Below are 18,214 nucleotides of genomic sequence, written 5' to 3'. Positions count from 1 at the left end.
ATAACTTTTATCTCATTCCTAAGGACAAGCACGACGACATAAACGCGTGTTAATACGAACCGATAATTTGGGGTTAGCGGATCTGTTTATTTTCCCCGCAAGATCTGTTTAATTTGTTTAGAATTTATGGTGATTCGATTATGACAAAAGAAGAAATTTTAAAAGCACTCGCCGATGCTGTCATCGCCGGAGACGATGACGAAGCGGTCGAATACGCTCAAAAAGCACTTGCAGAAGGAATTGATCCGCAAGAAGCAATTATCGACGGTTTGGCAAAGGGAATGTCCGTTATGGGCGACAAATACGAACGCGGCGAAGTTTTCGTTCCGCATTTGATGATTGCCTCTTCCGCTCTTTATGAAGGCATGGACATTTTAACACCGCACATCAAACAGACCAGCGACGCTTCCCGTCCGGTTACAGGGGTTATCGGCACAATCGAAGGCGACGTTCACGACATCGGTAAAAACCTTGTCAGAACAATGATGTCCGCCGCAGGATTTACAATGTACGACCTCGGTCACGATGTTCCGCTCGAGAAATTCATTGAAGCCGCAAAAGAACACAAAGCAGACTTCCTTTCCGTCAGCGCATTAATGACAACGACAATGACCGGCATGGACAAAATCTCGGAAATGCTCCTTGAAAACGGTTACAGAGACTCTTTGGTTTTCATGGTCGGCGGTGCTCCGGTTTCCCCCCAGTATGCCCAGACAGTCGGTGCCGACGGAACAGCAAAAGACGCTGCAAACGCGGTTTCTTTCGCAAAAGAACACACTGCAAAACTTGCGCCGGCTGAAGAACGCTGGAGTGACGCTAAGATCAGCGTGACCAAAACAAAATACAAGGACGCAATCCTTAAAAAGAAAGCAGCAGCAGGTTCCGCCGAAAACATCACTTTGGAATCCGCCAAAAAAGTTATGGAAGAATTCGAAAAGATCGGCACAAAAGCCGCTTCCAAAATGTCCCACACAGATCGTATTTTCGGTGCACTCGGTGACAAGAAAGTGGACAGACTTCCGGTTTACCCGCTCGCCTGCGGTGTTGCCAGAAAGTTCGTGCCCTGCACCTATAAAGAATACGCAACCGTTCCGGAAAACTTTGCAAAAACCGCAGAAGCCGCTGTCAAATACTTAGATGTTGACACGTTTGTCGGTTTGACCGACCTTTCCATTACGGCAGCCGACGTCGGTGCAGGCGTTACAATGCCTGACGAAGACACGCCTTCCGCAACCGGCCACCTCAAAGACTACGAGGACATCGAAATCCCCGAAGTCAAGAAAGGAACCCGTATCTACAACCACATTCAAGCTTCTAAAATGGCTGTCGAGAAACTCCACAAAGAGGAACTCAACGCGCCGTTCGTCGCTTTCCACGAAGGTCCTTTGCTCACTTTAACACAGGCAATGGGCGCTGACCGTGTCCTTCACGACATGAACACCAACCCGAACGACGTTCACAAGGCACTTGACAGAATTACAGACTTTGTCAACGAAATCTCAACCGCGTTCTTCGATGAAAATGCAGCAGATGCCATTTGCGTTGACAACCTTTGGTCCAACAACGTGATCATGAGCGCCGACCAATACTGGGAATTTGACGGCAAGTACGTTTATGACAGACATCTCCCTGTCTTTAACAAATACAACGCGCCGTACGTCATTCACAACTGCGCCGACGCTGTTCACTTTGACATCCAGATCCGCAAGTTCGGAACGGCCATGTACAGCTACGCCTACTATGAAAAGAACAAGGACAAAGGCTCCAAGAATTACGCAGACTTGATTCCGGAATACTCCGACATCTGCTGTATGATGGGAGAAGTTGACCCGATTCAGTTCATGAACAACGATGAAGCAACCTTCCAGAACATCCGCAACGACACCGCCAAATTAATGGACGGCGTTTTGCAGACACTCAAAGACAACGGCCGCCAATCCAAGTATGTGTTATCCACCGGCTGTGAAGTTCCGCCGGAAGGCTCCTTGTTGGCTGTTAAAGCAATGGTTGACACCGCCAAAGAAATCGGTGAAGACAGATACACACAAATTATTGGCTGATTTCAGCTGATATAATTGATTTGAAGGAATTCTTTTCTCAACGTGTTTCTTCTTCGGAAAAGTTCCCGCCGGCAAAAACCACACGCACACCACACACCACACACAATCGCCGGCCGGAGCTACATTCATCCTGCGGCTCCATAATCCCCCAAAAGCTTTTCCGAGCGAATACGAACCATTCCTTTAAACCTCCGTTTAATGACTGAGAAAAAGCCGTCTAACACTTTTTCTCGTCATTTTACTTTTTTAAAAACTTTCTTTTCTTATTCCGTTTTGTTGTTTATTCTTTTTCGCTTTTGTTGTTTATTCTTTTTCGCTTTTGTTGTTTATTCTTTTTCGCTTTTGTTGTTTATTCTTTTTCGCTTTTGTTGTTTATTCTTTTTCGCTTTTGTTGTTTATTCTTTTTCGCTTTTGTTGTTTTTTCTTTTCTTTTTTCTTTTTCTATTATTATGTTCTTTTTTCCCTATTCTATTCTTCTTCTTTTCGATTACGGTCGCTTTCTTTTTTTCGTTTTTTTATTTTGCGTAATCCGTCTGTTTTAGTCGGAAATTACAACGGCGTTATTTTTATCAATGGAATAAATTCGATTAATTCCTTAATTTTTATCAAACTTTTTGATAAAATTTTTCAGAAAATCACGGTTACAGTTATTGATTTTCTGATGAAGTTTATGTTATATATTCTGAAATCCTTTTTTTAATTGTGCACGGTACAATATACGTGTTAACGAATCGATGATTTTAGGGTTGATTGGTCTCTTTTTTTTCTCCTGTTTGAGATCATGTTTGTGTGTATACTAAATTATGGTGATAGATATGTCAAAAGAAGATATTTTAAAAGCACTTGCAGACGCTGTCATTGCCGGCGACGACGATGAAGCGGTCGAATATGCTCAAAAAGCTCTTGCAGAGGGAATTGATCCTCAGGAAGCAATCGTTGACGGTCTTGCGAAAGGCATGGCTGTTATGGGCGACAAATACGAACGCGGCGAAGTTTTCGTTCCGCATTTGATGATTGCCTCTTCCGCTCTTTATGAAGGAATGGACGTTTTGACACCGCATATTAAAACAGATGCGACCAGCCGCCCGGTGACCGGCGTTATCGGCACAATCGAAGGCGACGTTCACGACATCGGCAAAAACCTCGTTAAAACAATGATGGCCGCTGCCGGATTTACAATGATTGACCTCGGTCATGATGTTCCGCTCGAGAACTTCATCACGGCTGCGAAGGAAAACAAAGCCGATCTCTTGTCTGTCAGCGCTTTGATGACGACAACCATGACCGGTATGGACAAAATTTCGGAAATGCTTCTTGAAAACGGTTACCGCGACTCTTTGGTTTTCATGGTCGGCGGCGCACCGGTTTCCCCGCAGTACGCGCAGACTGTCGGCGCTGACGGAACCGCAAAAGACGCGGCAAACGCCGTCGCGCTCGCCAGAGAGCTGACATCCAAACTCGTCCCGGCCGAAGAACGCTGGAGCGACGCGAAATTGAGCGTTACGAAAACAAAATACAAGGACGCTGTTCTCAAAAAGAAAGCCGCAGCAACCTCTGCCGGAAACGTGACCTTAGAAACCGCCAAGCAAGTCATGGAAGAATACAACAAAGTCGGTACAAAAGGCACTTCCAAAATGTCTCACGCTGACCGTATCTTCGGCGCACTCGGCGACAAGAAAGTGGACAGACTTCCTGTTTATCCGCTCGCTTGCGGTGTCACAAGAAAATTCGTTCCGTGTACTTATAAGGAATACGCGACGATGCCCGAGAAATTCGCAGCATCCGCAGAAGCCGCAATCAAATACTTGGACGTTGACACGTTCGTCGGTTTGACCGACCTTTCCATCACGTCCACCGATATCGGTGCCGGCGTGACCATGCCTGAGGAAGACACACCTTCCGCAACCGGTCACCTCAAAGACTACGAAGACATCGAAATCCCCGAAGTCAAGAAAGGAACCCGTATCTACAACCACATCCAGGCTGCCAAGTTGACAATGGAAAAACTTCACAAGGAAGAGCTCAACGCACCGTTTGTCGCTTTCCATGAAGGTCCGTTGCTTACTTTGACGCAAGCCATGGGTGCCGACCGTGTTCTTCACGACATGAACACAAATCCGGGAGACGTTCACAAGGCACTTGATAAAATCACGGATTTCATTGACGAAATCTCAACCGCATTCTTCGATGAAGGCGCTGCCGATGCGATTTGTGTCGACAACTTGTGGTCCAACAACGTGATTATGAGCGCTGACCAGTACTGGGAATTCGACGGCAAATACGTGTATGACAGACAGCTTCCTGTCTTCAAGAAATACAATGCGCCGTACGTCATTCACAACTGTGCCGACGCTGTTCACTTTGACATCCAGATCCGCAAGTTCGGAACGGCCATGTACAGCTACGCCTACTACGAAAAGAACAGAGACAAGGGATCCAAGAACTATGCTGACTTGATTCCGGAATATTCTGACATCTGCTGTATGATGGGAGAAGTTGACCCGATTCAGTTCATGAACAACGATGAAGCGACGTTCCAGAACATCCGCAACGACACGTCCAAATTGATGGATGAAGTCTTGCAGACACTCAAAGACAACGGCCGCCAGTCCAAGTATGTGATGTCCACCGGTTGTGAAGTTCCGCCGGAAGGCTCCTTGCTGGCTGTCAAAGCAATGGTTGACACCGTCAAAGAAGTCGGTGAAGACAGATACGCAAAGATTATCGGCTGACCTCAATAGCCGGTATAATCAAAAACAGAAGAGGAATTAAACCACTCTCCAAAACGCCGGAAATACACCGGAAAACATCTGTAAAAATACAACAAACTGTAAAGCTGTCCCGATAACGGTCAATTCATCCTGCTGACTGCAAAACAGCACGATCTTTATCGGGAACAGTTTTCGATTTTATCATACAGTCACGTTTTTCCGCTCCGGCTTTTTCCGAATATTACACCATTTTAATTCCTTAGACCTCCGTTTCCGGCCGAAAAGCTTGGTTCTTTTCGGCCGTCTAAAAACGAATTAAAAACAAATTTAAAATTATTTTAGATTCGATTTAAATTTAATTTTTTGGGATTTTCAATTACATGATTTACAATTTACTGATTTAATTTACATTTTAGGATTGCAGAATAAATATTCAGAAGGGGAATTGAATGAAACTCGGCTTAGGCATTGACACGGGCGGTACGTACACTGACGCGGTTTTGATGGATCTTGAAACCGGCGCGATTATTGAAAAAAGCAAATCATTGACGACACATTCCGATTTGGTTGTCGGTATTACCAAATCTATCGAAGGGTTGTCTCACTCTCATTTCGAAAAAGTCAAATTCACGTCTGTTTCAACAACGCTTGCGACCAACACGACGCTTGAAGGAAAAGGCTACCCGTGCGGATTAATTTTAATCGGCTATTCCATTTCCAGCGATTTGCCGGTTTCCGATATTCTTGAAATCCGCGGCGGCCACGATGCCGACGGTAATGAATTGGACGACCCTTTGAAAGATTTGGAAGCGCTTTCTGAGTTTATTCAAAGCACAAAAAATAAAGTCGCATCTTACGCCGTTTCCGCTTTCTTCAGCGTCCGCAATCCCGAACACGAGCTTCTGATTAAGGAAAAAATCGCCGAGATGACGGATTTGCCGATTGTCTGCGGCCATGAACTGTCGCGCGCGCTCGGGGTTTACGAGCGAACGCTGACGGCGGTTTTGAATGCGCAATTGATTCCGGTGACGAACCAGTTTGTCCGTTCCGTTCTTTCCGTTATGAAAGACAAAAATATTGATTCAAATTTAATGATTATGAAATGCGATGGCTCTTTGGTGAATATCGAAGAAGCGCTTTTGCGCCCGGTTGAGTCAATCTTTTCGGGCCCTGCCGCCAGTTTGGTCGGCGCGTCGCACTTGACAGGTGACAAGACTTGCGTTACAATTGATGTCGGCGGCACCAGTACCGATATTTCCATGATTGTTGACGGGATTCCGAATATCAGCGACACCGGCGCAACCGTCGGCGGCTGGAAAACAATGGTTCGCGCGATTCAAATGAACACATCCGCGCTCGGCGGCGACAGTCACGTTTGGGCTTGCCAGGGGCTGAATATCGGTCCGCGCCGCGTTGTTCCGATTTCATTGGCAGCGGTTGAGCATCCCGATTTGGTTGAAAAGATGAAAACGATGGACATTCCGTCCGAACGCGTTTTGGATCAAGTGGTTCAGGGAACTTCTTTCTTCTCAAAATTGCCCGAATCGTCGCGTTTGTCAGACATCACGCTGTCAGCTTACGAGCAGTCCGTGTTGGACGCCGTCAGCGATATTCACGAAACGCCTTCCACAATTTATGAAATTTCCGATAAGCTTGGAGACCATCCGTTAATGTTTACGAACATTTTGGATTCTTTGGTTTTGAAAAGATGCGTTATTCAAATCGGGTTTACGCCAACGGACGCGCTTCATGTTCTCGGGAAATATTCCAACTGGGATTCTGAAGCCGCTGCGGCCGGCGCTAAAATCCTTGCCGATTATCTGGCTCTTTCCCCCGAAGAGTTCTGCCGGCGCGTTCAGTTATCCGTTTCCGAAAAAATGGCGGCGGACCTGATTTCTTTCTTCGCGCCGTACTTAAAACCGGAGGACGTGAATCGTTTGGTTTTGAATTCCCCGTTCACCAAATTTAAAATCACGACTCCGGTCATTCTTATCGGTGCGCCTGTTCGCGCTTATTCCGATGATTTCAGCGATCTTTTGGATGCCGAAGTCATTCTGCCGGATTTCTATGATGTCGGAAACGCCGTCGGTGCGCTTGTCGGCGATGTTATTTTCAGGACAAACGTTCTCATTCGCCCGAAATCCGTCGGCAGTTTAACGTATGTTGCGTTTGACGATACCGGCCGATACGAGTTTGAATCAGATGAGGAAGCCGTTTTGAAAAGCGAAGAAAAAATCCGCGAACTTGTTTACGCGCATATGGGAAAATACGGTTTGTCGGAATCATCTGTCAAAATCGAAATCAAGCGCGAAGATATTCAAGCCGGATTCTCAACCGAACATCCGCTGGAAATCAAATTGTCAGGAATCGGTGTCGGAACGCCGCGCAAAGTAGATTCCGACTCCGCAAAACGTTCAAACTTGGCGGCAGCCGAGTCTCTGAATCTTTAAATTTCTCAAAAAACGTGTTGTTGTATTTGTTGTATCTTACAGTTGTTAATTTGGAGGTTATAAGTTATGTCTGCATCTATGACGCGCCCGATTTTGGGCCGAAATAAAATGCCTGAAGTGTCCGATGAGCTTGTTCGCCAAATCAGGGAACGTGTTGCGGTCGACGGTCCGGTTGAAGAAGATCAGCTTTTGTTTCATATTGAGACGATGGTTTCGGATATTCGCGAAATGCTGGCGTCCTCATTCGGTCCGTGCGGTATGAATAAACTTGTTTACGGTCCGACCGGCGATGTTCATATGACAAGCGACGGCAAGACGATTATTAAAGAAATTGATATTCTCCACCCGGTCGCGGTTTCGTTGAAACGTCTCGGTCAGTCAATGGACAAATCCTGCGGCGACGGCACGAAAACGGCGATTCTTCTGGCGTGCAGCCTTTTGAAAAACGCGCTTCCGCTGCTCCGAAAAAACGTCCATCCGTCTGTGATTGCGCACGGCTACGAGTTGGCGATGGGAAAAGCGTATGAAATGCTGGAATACGTCTCGGAAGAGGCGGACGATGCGATGATGCTTTCGGCCGTTAAGTCGGCGGCATTCGGAAAAGGAATTCTGGAAGAGCAAGCGGATCGAATGGCGGATGCCATGCTTCAAACGGTTCGGGAACTCAACAGCCAAGTCGGCGGCTCTTATTTGGATTTGGAAAAGAATGTCAAAGTTTTGAAAAAAGTCGGCGCGCCCGATGTGATCTCATTTAAAGGCATAATCTTGGACGAAACCCCGGCGCGCGATGATATGCCGAAACATCTTTTGAATCCGGCTGTTCTCCTTCTTCGAAACGACATTAAGCCTGACAGCGGTTATGTCAATCCGCAGCATTTTGTCAGGATTGATAAGCCGGAAACGGCTTTTGAATTCAAAGACGCGCGCAAAGCCGCAGCTTACGCGTATGCCGACAAAATCATTCAAAGCGGCGCGAATTTGATTTTCTGCGAAGGCGAGGTTGATTTCCATATTGAAGAAGCTTTGGCGCGCAAGAAAATTTTGGTTTACAAGCGTTTGAAAATTCAGGATATGGAATATGTTTCAGCGGCAACCGGCGCAGAGTTTATGAAAATTCATGACAGCGTTGAAGATATGAACGCGTCACTCGGCTACGCCGATGAAATTAAAGTTGTCAAAAAACGTTACGAAACGTTCGCGTTCATGGAAGTTAATTATCAGCCCGTGACAACCGTTTTGATTCACGAGCCGATGAAATACGGTCTCGGAAAAATTGAAGAGGCGGCAGATGACGCGTTGAACAACGCGGCTTTGCTGGTTAAAAATCCGTATGTCGTCACAGGTGCCGGCGGAACGGAATATTTCCTTTCACGATCACTCCGGATTTACGCGAACACTTTGGCCGGCAAAGAACAGTTGGCCGTCAAAGCGTTTGCCGACGCAATCGAAGATCTTTCGAAAACGCTTGCGAAAAACATCGGTATGGACATCACGGACGCCATGATTGAACTTTCCGCGCAGCAGGAAGACGGCATTGACGCGCGATTGGATGTCTGCCGCCACGTTGTCGGCAACTCGCCGGCCGTTTACGATTGCGCGACGGTTAAAAAGTACGCGCTGGTCGCCGCAACGGAAACAGCGATGAATATTTTAAGGGTTGATGAAATTTTGCTGAAAAGATAAGATAATTGTTAAATGTTGGAAATGTGAAAAAGAACCGTAAGATTTGAACCAATTTTCGGAAATCTCGGGTAAATTTTATATAGTGGCTATCAAAAATTTTGAATAAAATTTTATTTGAAAAAAACGATATAAATAAATCTTCTTTTTCACCTTCTTATATTCAACTAATTCTACACTTATTTTATTTCTTTAAGATATTTTACACAACCCTTATATTATATGCAATTTTATTAGTAAATTATTGCATTAAGGGGTTAAATTATGAATTATAGAGCGTTTTTTCTAATCATTACAGCCGTGCTTGTCATTTTTTCACTGAGCGGAATGGCTGTTGCTATGACGGGTAGTGGAACGTCTACAAATCCGTATATCATTTACAATGAAGCGGATTTAAAAAATGTTACCAATATGTACGGATATTACAAATTGAATAACAGTGTTACAATCACCAGCAATACTTGGACTCCGATTGGCAGCGGCGGATCCTTTATCGGTTCGTTTGACGGTAACGGTAAATCAATTATTATCAATCCGGCAGGTTCACAACTTACTTTCAATGCGGCAGCCGGTTCCCCTTCCGGTATTTTTGGCGGCATTTATCGTAATACGTCCATTCATACGAATGTCTCCGGGCCTGTTATTTCAAATTTGACTGTTGAAGTTCGAAAAAACGTTAACGCAACCCAAGCAAACACAAGTATTCTTGTCGGTAAACTCGATTTAACCCCCGATGTTATCGGCATCAATAATTCTTCTGTTGTTTTTAATAACACGTCGGCATCTTTTAACGGCGGCGCAAATAATAACATCGGTGGTTTGGCCGGCAGAATGAGTAACGGTATCATTGCCAATTCAAGTTTTAACGGAAAAATTACAGGGTCCGGAACACAAATCGGCGGTATTGTCGGCGAACTCGGCGGAACCGTTCGAGACAGTGCATTTTACGGAAATCTCTCCACAACAGGCTCTTTTGTCGGCGGTATTGCAGGCATCGGATTATACGGCGGTCTTAGTAATTCTACGGTCGGATCGTCTTCAAACCCCGCGACGATTAACGGCTCTTCCTCCGTCGGTGGTGTCACAGGATATACCAGCATTGATATTTTAAAAGCGACTGTTTACGGAAACGTTACTGCGACAGGTAATTACGGCGGCGGTATTTCCGGTAATACAAACAGCAGCAAGAGTCTCACAAATTGTATTGTTTATGGTAATGTCAATGTCACAGGAGATTATTCCGGCGGTATCGTCGGAAATACGACCGGTCTTGTTTCTAACAGTAGTTCTTCCGCAACGGTGAGAGGTTCGAATTATGTCGGTGGTCTTGTCGGAAACGGCGCAACCGCCAGTATTAATAACAGTTCCGCAACCGGAAATGTTATCGCGACAGGAAATTATGTCGGTGGTCTTGCCGGTTTCGTGAGCACTTCTCCCGGTGTTAATAACAGCAGCGCTTCCGGAAATGTTAAAGGACAGGATTATGTCGGCGGTTTGCTTGGTTCTCTTTCAAACTCGAATGCGAATTTCACGCGCGCGACCGGATCGGTGGAAGGCCGCAATCACGTCGGCGGCTCAATCGGTATCAGTGGCAGTGGTACGAGATATAACAACTCTGCAACCGGGAACGTTGTTGCAACCGGCAGTTATGTCGGTGGTTTTGTCGGTTCTAACGGAGACGGCGGCGGCGGATTCCACTATTCTTACACGACCGGAAACGTGACCGGTGCCGATCTTGTCGGCGGTTTTATCGGTCATACACAAGGTGGTACTGTTACCGATTCTTATTCCACAGGTGACGTTACGTCTGCCGGTACAGTCGGCGGTTTTGCAGGTTCTTCCGCATCCGGTCAAATCAGATATTGTTATACGACCGGAAATGTCACCGGAAATCTCGCCGGTGGTTTTCTTGGTGAAGCGATTGCATGGAGCGGCATCACAGATTGTTCCGTTCTCGGTGCTTATGTCAACGGCACAAGTTCAAGCAGTGTCGCCGATATGGTTGTCGGTAAATGGGAATACAGAGTTCTAAGCAACATGTCCGCATGGAACGGCATTAAAAACGGAAACGGAAATCTTGCAAACCGGATGAATAATTCCGGTCATCTTGAGCTTGTTAAATCCTATAATGTTTGGGACACTTACAACGTTGCAAGTTCAAACAGCACTTGGCTGAGCACGTGGTCGGGTTCTTACTGGAAAAACAATGCCGGTTCGACGACTTTCGCTCTTCCGATTCTAACCTGGCAAACGGCAGCAACTGCGACAGATGATGCTTCACACTTGCTTTATTTGACAGACGTTGATGTCCAAAGAACGAACACCACCAGTTACGAATTTGAAATTGAAATTGATCAAACAGAATTGGCATATGCGAGAACGTATTATCCTCTCTGGAAATGGGATTTGTCTCTCAGATTCGGCAACAACAATACGACGGTTCCGTCATCTTCGGCCAATTCTACGACAATTAGTTACACCACCCCTTCTGCGCCTTACAAACTCACGTCTTCCTCCATTAGCGGTTCTCACGCATGGGGCGTTGCGACATTAAACGCCAGTCCGCGTTCTTGGACAGTCGCTGATTCTACTCCTCTTGTTTACAAAGTTATTTTTAATGCGGCAGACGGTTCGTTCAAGGCCAATGCAAATGGATTGAATGTCGGGGCTTATTCCTCGGAAAGTCTTGCAAACGGTGACAAATTTGCATATGTTTATGTTTCAAACAATGGTGCGATGACAAATCCTGACATGAATATTTACAATTCAACGGCTTCTACAATTTTTAACCGCCCGTATACTTATTCTGAAATTGAAGGCTGGTATGACGCAAGCAACAATTTATGGTTTAATGAAAGTGGCACAAGCGCGATTTCCGGAAGAACCGTTACCGGTGATTTAACGCTGAACGCAAAATGGCAATATTATATTACATATAACAATGATGTAAGTGTCGGCTCAGAGGTTTCCCGGCCGACGGCATATGTTAACGGGTCAACAGTTACGCTTCCGGTAAATCCGGCGGCTTTGGGCTGGGCTGTCCCGACTGATGTTATGTTTACAGGCTGGTCTTGGGATGCCGCAGGCACTCAGCCGATCAGCTCTTCCACATTTACGTTTAATTCTTCTAACAGCACGATGCTGAATATTTATGCGCAGTATTCCGATCTCTACACGGTTACATACAATGCCAACGCCGGCACCGATACGGTTACCGGTATGCCGAGTCCGAATCCTTTGACGAATGTTCAGGGCAATAGTTTGATTTCGAAGCCGACAGATCCGGTACGAGCCGGATATGCGTTTGACGGTTGGTACACTTCAGCCTCAGGCGGAACTGAATGGAATTTCGCAACCGATAAAGTTACTTCAAATACAACGCTTTATGCAAAATGGACTAAATTAGTTACTGTTACTTTCCTTCCCGGAACACACGGAAATCTTTCAGGTACGACGGTCATTGAAAACGTTCGAGTCGGCACATCTTGGTCTTCAATTACTGTTCCGACAATTGTGCCGGATACGGGTTATAAAGCTGCAAATCCTGCTTGGGATACAACATTCCCGAGTACTGTTACGGAAAATCTGACTTTTACAGCTCAGTATGAGAAGAACGATTCTCAATGGTTTACCGTGACTTTCAACAAAGGCGCTCATGGAACTTTGACAGGGCAAGATGAGTCGGGTAATGTTATTCTTCAAGATGTTTTAGTCGGTACACCGTGGTCTTCAATCAATGTTCCGACGATTAATCGTAATCCCGGATATTCTGTTGCGGATCCTGCATGGGATAAAAATTTTCCGGCAACAATTACTGAAAATCATACTTTTACTGCTCAGTATATTGTAAATTCGTCCGATCGTATCACCGTCACATTTGATTTGGACGGCAACGGCACAACAAGCGACGCGCTCAGTTACAATTTAATTAAAGGCGTTGACAGTTACCCGACTGCGCCTTCCGTCACCGGTAACGCCGGCTGGACTTTCTCTGCCTGGACGCCTGCTTACGGTTTAAGCGGTGTTGTTCCGACCAGTGCAAGTGACGCCTCTTTCACGGCCACTTATGTCGAAAACGCAGCTGACCGTATCACCGTCACATTTGATTTGGACGGCAACGGCACAACAAGCGACGCGCTCAGTTACAATTTAATTAAAGGCGTTGACAGTTACCCGACTGCGCCTTCCGTCACCGGTAACGCCGGCTGGACTTTCTCTGCCTGGACGCCTGCTTACGGTTTAAGCGGTGTTGTTCCGACCGGTGCAAGTGACGCCTCTTTCACGGCCACTTATGTCGAAAACGCAGCTGACCGTATCACCGTCACATTTGATTTGGACGGCAACGGCACAACAAGCGACGCGCTCAGTTACAATTTAATTAAAGGCGTTGACAGTTACCCGACTGCGCCTTCCGTCACCGGTAACGCCGGCTGGACTTTCTCTGGCTGGACGCCTGCTTACGGTTTAAGCGGTGTTGTTCCGACCAGTGCAAGTGACGCCTCTTTCACGGCCACTTATGTCGAAAACGCCGCCGATCGTATCACCGTCACATTTGATTTGGACGGCAACGGCACAACAAGCGACGCGCTCAGTTACAATTTAATTAAAGGCGTTGACAGTTACCCGACTGCGCCTTCCGTCACCGGTAACGCCGGCTGGACTTTCTCTGCCTGGACGCCTGCTTACGGTTTAAGCGGTGTTGTTCCGACCAGTGCAAGTGACGCCTCTTTCACGGCCACTTATGTCGAAAACGCAGCTGACCGTATCACCGTCACATTTGATTTGGACGGCAACGGCACAACAAGCGACGCGCTCAATTACAATTTAATTAAAGGCGTTGACAGTTACCCGACTGCGCCTTCCGTCACCGGTAACGCCGGCTGGACTTTCTCTGCCTGGACGCCTGCTTACGGTTTAAGCGGTGTTGTTCCGACCAGTGCAAGTGACGCCTCTTTCACGGCCACTTATGTCGAAAACGCCGCCGATCGTATCACCGTCACATTTGATTTGGACGGCAACGGCACAACAAGCGACGCGCTCAGTTACAATTTAATTAAAGGCGTTGACAGTTACCCGACTGCGCCTTCCGTCACCGGTAACGCCGGCTGGACTTTCTCTGCCTGGACGCCTGCTTACGGTTTAAGCGGTGTTGTTCCGACCAGTGCAAGTGACGCCTCTTTCACGGCCACTTATGTCGAAAACGCAGCTGACCGTATCACCGTCACATTTGATTTGGACGGCAACGGCACAACAAGCGACGCGCTCAGTTACAATTTAATTAAAGGCGTTGACAGTTACCCGACTGCGCCTTCCGTCACCGGTAACGCCGGCTGGACTTTCTCTGGCTGGACGCCTGCTTACAGTTTAAGCGGTGTTGTTCCGACCAGTGCAAGTGACGCCTCTTTCACGGCCACTTATGTCGAAAACGCCGCCGATCGTATCACCGTCACATTTGATTTGGACGGCAACGGCACAACAAGCGACGCGCTCAGTTACAATTTAATTAAAGGCGTTGACAGTTACCCGACTGCGCCTTCCGTCACCGGTAACGCCGGCTGGACTTTCTCTGCCTGGACGCCTGCTTACGGTTTAAGCGGTGTTGTTCCGACCAGTGCAAGTGACGCCTCTTTCACGGCCACTTATGTCGAAAACGCAGCTGACCGTATCACCGTCACATTTGATTTGGACGGCAACGGCACAACAAGCGACGCGCTCAGTTACAATTTAATTAAAGGCGTTGACAGTTACCCGACTGCGCCTTCCGTCACCGGTAACACCGGCTGGACTTTCTCTGCCTGGACGCCTGCTTACGGTTTAAGCGGTGTTGTTCCGACCAGTGCAAGTGACGCCTCTTTCACGGCCACTTATGTCGAAAACGCAGCTGACCGTATCACCGTCACATTTGATTTGGACGGCAACGGCACAACAAGCGACGCGCTCAGTTACAATTTAATTAAAGGCGTTGACAGTTACCCGACTGCGCCTTCCGTCACCGGTAACGCCGGCTGGACTTTCTCTGGCTGGACGCCTGCTTACGGTTTAAGCGGTGTTGTTCCGACCAGTGCAAGTGACGCCTCTTTCACGGCCACTTATGTCGAAAACGCAGCTGACCGTATCACCGTCACATTTGATTTGGACGGCAACGGCACAACAAGCGACGCGCTCAGTTACAATTTAATTAAAGGCGTTGACAGTTACCCGACTGCGCCTTCCGTCACCGGTAACGCCGGCTGGACTTTCTCTGCCTGGACGCCTGCTTACGGTTTAAGCGGTGTTGTTCCGACCAGTGCAAGTGACGCCTCTTTCACGGCCACTTATGTCGAAAACGCAGCTGACCGTATCACCGTCACATTTGATTTGGACGGCAACGGCACAACAAGCGACGCGCTCAGTTACAATTTAATTAAAGGCGTTGACAGTTACCCGACTGCGCCTTCCGTCACCGGTAACGCCGGCTGGACTTTCTCTGCCTGGACGCCTGCTTACGGTTTAAGCGGTGTTGTTCCGACCAGTGCAAGTGACGCCTCTTTCACGGCCACTTATGTCGAAAACGCAGCTGACCGTATCACCGTCACATTTGATTTGGACGGCAACGGCACAACAAGCGACGCGCTCAGTTACAATTTAATTAAAGGCGTTGACAGTTACCCGACTGCGCCTTCCGTCACCGGTAACGCCGGCTGGACTTTCTCTGCCTGGACGCCTGCTTACGGTTTAAGCGGTGTTGTTCCGACCGGTGCAAGTGACGCCTCTTTCACGGCCACTTATGTCGAAAACGCAGCTGACCGTATCACCGTCACATTTGATTTGGACGGCAACGGCACAACAAGCGACGCGCTCAGTTACAATTTAATTAAAGGCGTTGACAGTTACCCGACTGCGCCTTCCGTCACCGGTAACGCCGGCTGGACTTTCTCTGCCTGGACGCCTGCTTACGGTTTAAGCGGTGTTGTTCCGACCGGTGCAAGTGACGCCTCTTTCACGGCCACTTATGTCGAAAACGCAGCTGACCGTATCACCGTCACATTTGATTTGGACGGCAACGGCACAACAAGCGACGCGCTCAGTTACAATTTAATTAAAGGCGTTGACAGTTACCCGACTGCGCCTTCCGTCACCGGTAACGCCGGCTGGACTTTCTCTGGCTGGACGCCTGCTTACGGTTTAAGCGGTGTTGTTCCGACCAGTGCAAGTGACGCCTCTTTCACGGCCACTTATGTCGAAAACGCAGCTGACCGTATCACCGTCACATTTGATTTGGACGGCAACGGCACAACAAGCGACGCGCTCAGTTACAATTTAATTAAAGGCGTTGACAGTTACCCGACTGCGCCTTCCGTCACCGGTAACGCCGGCTGGACTTTCTCTGGCTGGACGCCTGCTTACGGTTTAAGCGGTGTTGTTCCGACCAGTGCAAGTGACGCCTCTTTCACGGCCACTTATGTCGAAAACGCAGCTGACCGTATCACCGTCACATTTGATTTGGACGGCAACGGCACAACAAGCGACGCGCTCAGTTACAATTTAATTAAAGGCGTTGACAGTTACCCGACTGCGCCTTCCGTCACCGGTAACGCCGGCTGGACTTTCTCTGGCTGGACGCCTGCTTACGGTTTAAGCGGTGTTGTTCCGACCAGTGCAAGTGACGCCTCTTTCACGGCCACTTATGTCGAAAACGCCGCCGATCGTATCACCGTCACATTTGATTTGGACGGCAACGGCACAACAAGCGACGCGCTCAGTTACAATTTAATTAAAGGCGTTGACAGTTACCCGACTGCGCCTTCCGTCACCGGTAACGCCGGCTGGACTTTCTCTGCCTGGACGCCTGCTTACGGTTTAAGCGGTGTTGTTCCGACCAGTGCAAGTGACGCCTCTTTCACGGCCACTTATGTCGAAAACGCAGCTGACCGTATCACCGTCACATTTGATTTGGACGGCAACGGCACAACAAGCGACGCGCTCAGTTACAATTTAATTAAAGGCGTTGACAGTTACCCGACTGCGCCTTCCGTCACCGGTAACGCCGGCTGGACTTTCTCTGGCTGGACGCCTGCTTACAGTTTAAGCGGTGTTGTTCCGACCGGTGCAAGTGACGCCTCTTTCACGGCCACTTATGTCGAAAACGCAGCTGACCGTATCACCGTCACATTTGATTTGGACGGCAACGGCACAACAAGCGACGCGCTCAGTTACAATTTAATTAAAGGCGTTGACAGTTACCCGACTGCGCCTTCCGTCACCGGTAACGCCGGCTGGACTTTCTCTGCCTGGACGCCTGCTTACGGTTTAAGCGGTGTTGTTCCGACCAGTGCAAGTGACGCCTCTTTCACGGCCACTTATGTCGAAAACGCAGCTGACCGTATCACCGTCACATTTGATTTGGACGGCAACGGCACAACAAGCGACGCGCTCAGTTACAATTTAATTAAAGGCGTTGACAGTTACCCGACTGCGCCTTCCGTCACCGGTAACGCCGGCTGGACTTTCTCTGCCTGGACGCCTGCTTACGGTTTAAGCGGTGTTGTTCCGACCAGTGCAAGTGACGCCTCTTTCACGGCCACTTATGTCGAAAACGCAGCTGACCGTATCACCGTCACATTTGATTTGGACGGCAACGGCACAACAAGCGACGCGCTCAGTTACAATTTAATTAAAGGCGTTGACAGTTACCCGACTGCGCCTTCCGTCACCGGTAACGCCGGCTGGACTTTCTCTGGCTGGACGCCTGCTTACAGTTTAAGCGGTGTTGTTCCGACCGGTGCAAGTGACGCCTCTTTCACGGCCACTTATGTCGAAAACGCAGCTGACCGTATCACCGTCACATTTGATTTGGACGGCAACGGCACAACAAGCGACGCGCTCAGTTACAATTTAATTAAAGGCGTTGACAGTTACCCGACTGCGCCTTCCGTCACCGGTAACACCGGCTGGACTTTCTCTGCCTGGACGCCTGCTTACGGTTTAAGCGGTGTTGTTCCGACCAGTGCAAGTGACGCCTCTTTCACGGCCACTTATGTCGAAAACGCCGCCGATCGTATCACCGTCACATTTGATTTGGACGGCAACGGCACAACAAGCGACGCGCTCAGTTACAATTTAATTAAAGGCGTTGACAGTTACCCGACTGCGCCTTCCGTCACCGGTAACGCCGGCTGGACTTTCTCTGCCTGGACGCCTGCTTACGGTTTAAGCGGTGTTGTTCCGACCAGTGCAAGTGACGCCTCTTTCACGGCCACTTATGTCGAAAACGCCGCCGATCGTATCACCGTCACATTTGATTTGGACGGCAACGGCACAACAAGCGACGCGC

Annotated in this window: 5 protein-coding genes (1 of these 5 only partly in view); all 5 read left to right on the top strand. The window is 48.2% G+C overall.

Going from position 1 to position 18,214, the window contains the following annotated elements; all coding sequences use genetic code 11:
• Positions 1-140: 140 nt before the first annotated feature.
• Entirely contained in the window at positions 141-2,060 is a 1,920-nt protein-coding gene (locus tag MmiEs2_RS06645; RefSeq protein WP_316559093.1) for a methyltransferase cognate corrinoid protein, read from the top strand.
• A gap of 815 nt (positions 2,061-2,875) precedes the next feature.
• Entirely contained in the window at positions 2,876-4,792 is a 1,917-nt protein-coding gene (locus tag MmiEs2_RS06640) for a methyltransferase cognate corrinoid protein (RefSeq protein ID WP_316559092.1), read from the top strand.
• Positions 4,793-5,220: 428 nt separating this feature from the next.
• Positions 5,221-7,221, top strand: a complete 2,001-nt coding sequence (locus tag MmiEs2_RS06635) for a hydantoinase/oxoprolinase family protein (RefSeq protein ID WP_316559091.1) — start codon at positions 5,221-5,223, stop codon at positions 7,219-7,221.
• Between the two features lie 66 nt (positions 7,222-7,287).
• The gene (locus MmiEs2_RS06630) at positions 7,288-8,904 is read left to right on the top strand and encodes a TCP-1/cpn60 chaperonin family protein (RefSeq protein WP_316559090.1); all 1,617 of its coding nucleotides are present in this window, start codon (positions 7,288-7,290) and stop codon (positions 8,902-8,904) included.
• A 324-nt stretch (positions 8,905-9,228) separates the two neighbouring features.
• A protein-coding gene (locus MmiEs2_RS06625) for an InlB B-repeat-containing protein (protein ID WP_316559089.1) crosses the window boundary here: on the top strand, positions 9,229-18,214 show its 5' end (the start). The gene runs 19,886 nt beyond the window's last position; 8,986 of the gene's 28,872 nt are visible here — the first part of the coding sequence; it begins with the start codon at positions 9,229-9,231; its stop codon lies off the right edge, out of view.

It is taken from the genome of Methanimicrococcus stummii (assembly GCF_032594435.1).
GTDB lineage: Archaea > Halobacteriota > Methanosarcinia > Methanosarcinales > Methanosarcinaceae > Methanimicrococcus > Methanimicrococcus stummii.
The sequence above is the reverse complement of the archived record's forward strand: the minus strand, read 5'-3'. Positions and strand labels throughout refer to the sequence as shown.

Coding starts and splice junctions, on each gene's coding strand:
- MmiEs2_RS06635 (WP_316559091.1), top strand. CDS start 5,221: ATGAAACTCGGCTTAGGCATTGACACGGGCGGTACGTACACTGACGCG.
- MmiEs2_RS06630 (WP_316559090.1), top strand. CDS start 7,288: ATGTCTGCATCTATGACGCGCCCGATTTTGGGCCGAAATAAAATGCCT.
- MmiEs2_RS06640 (WP_316559092.1), top strand. CDS start 2,876: ATGTCAAAAGAAGATATTTTAAAAGCACTTGCAGACGCTGTCATTGCC.
- MmiEs2_RS06645 (WP_316559093.1), top strand. CDS start 141: ATGACAAAAGAAGAAATTTTAAAAGCACTCGCCGATGCTGTCATCGCC.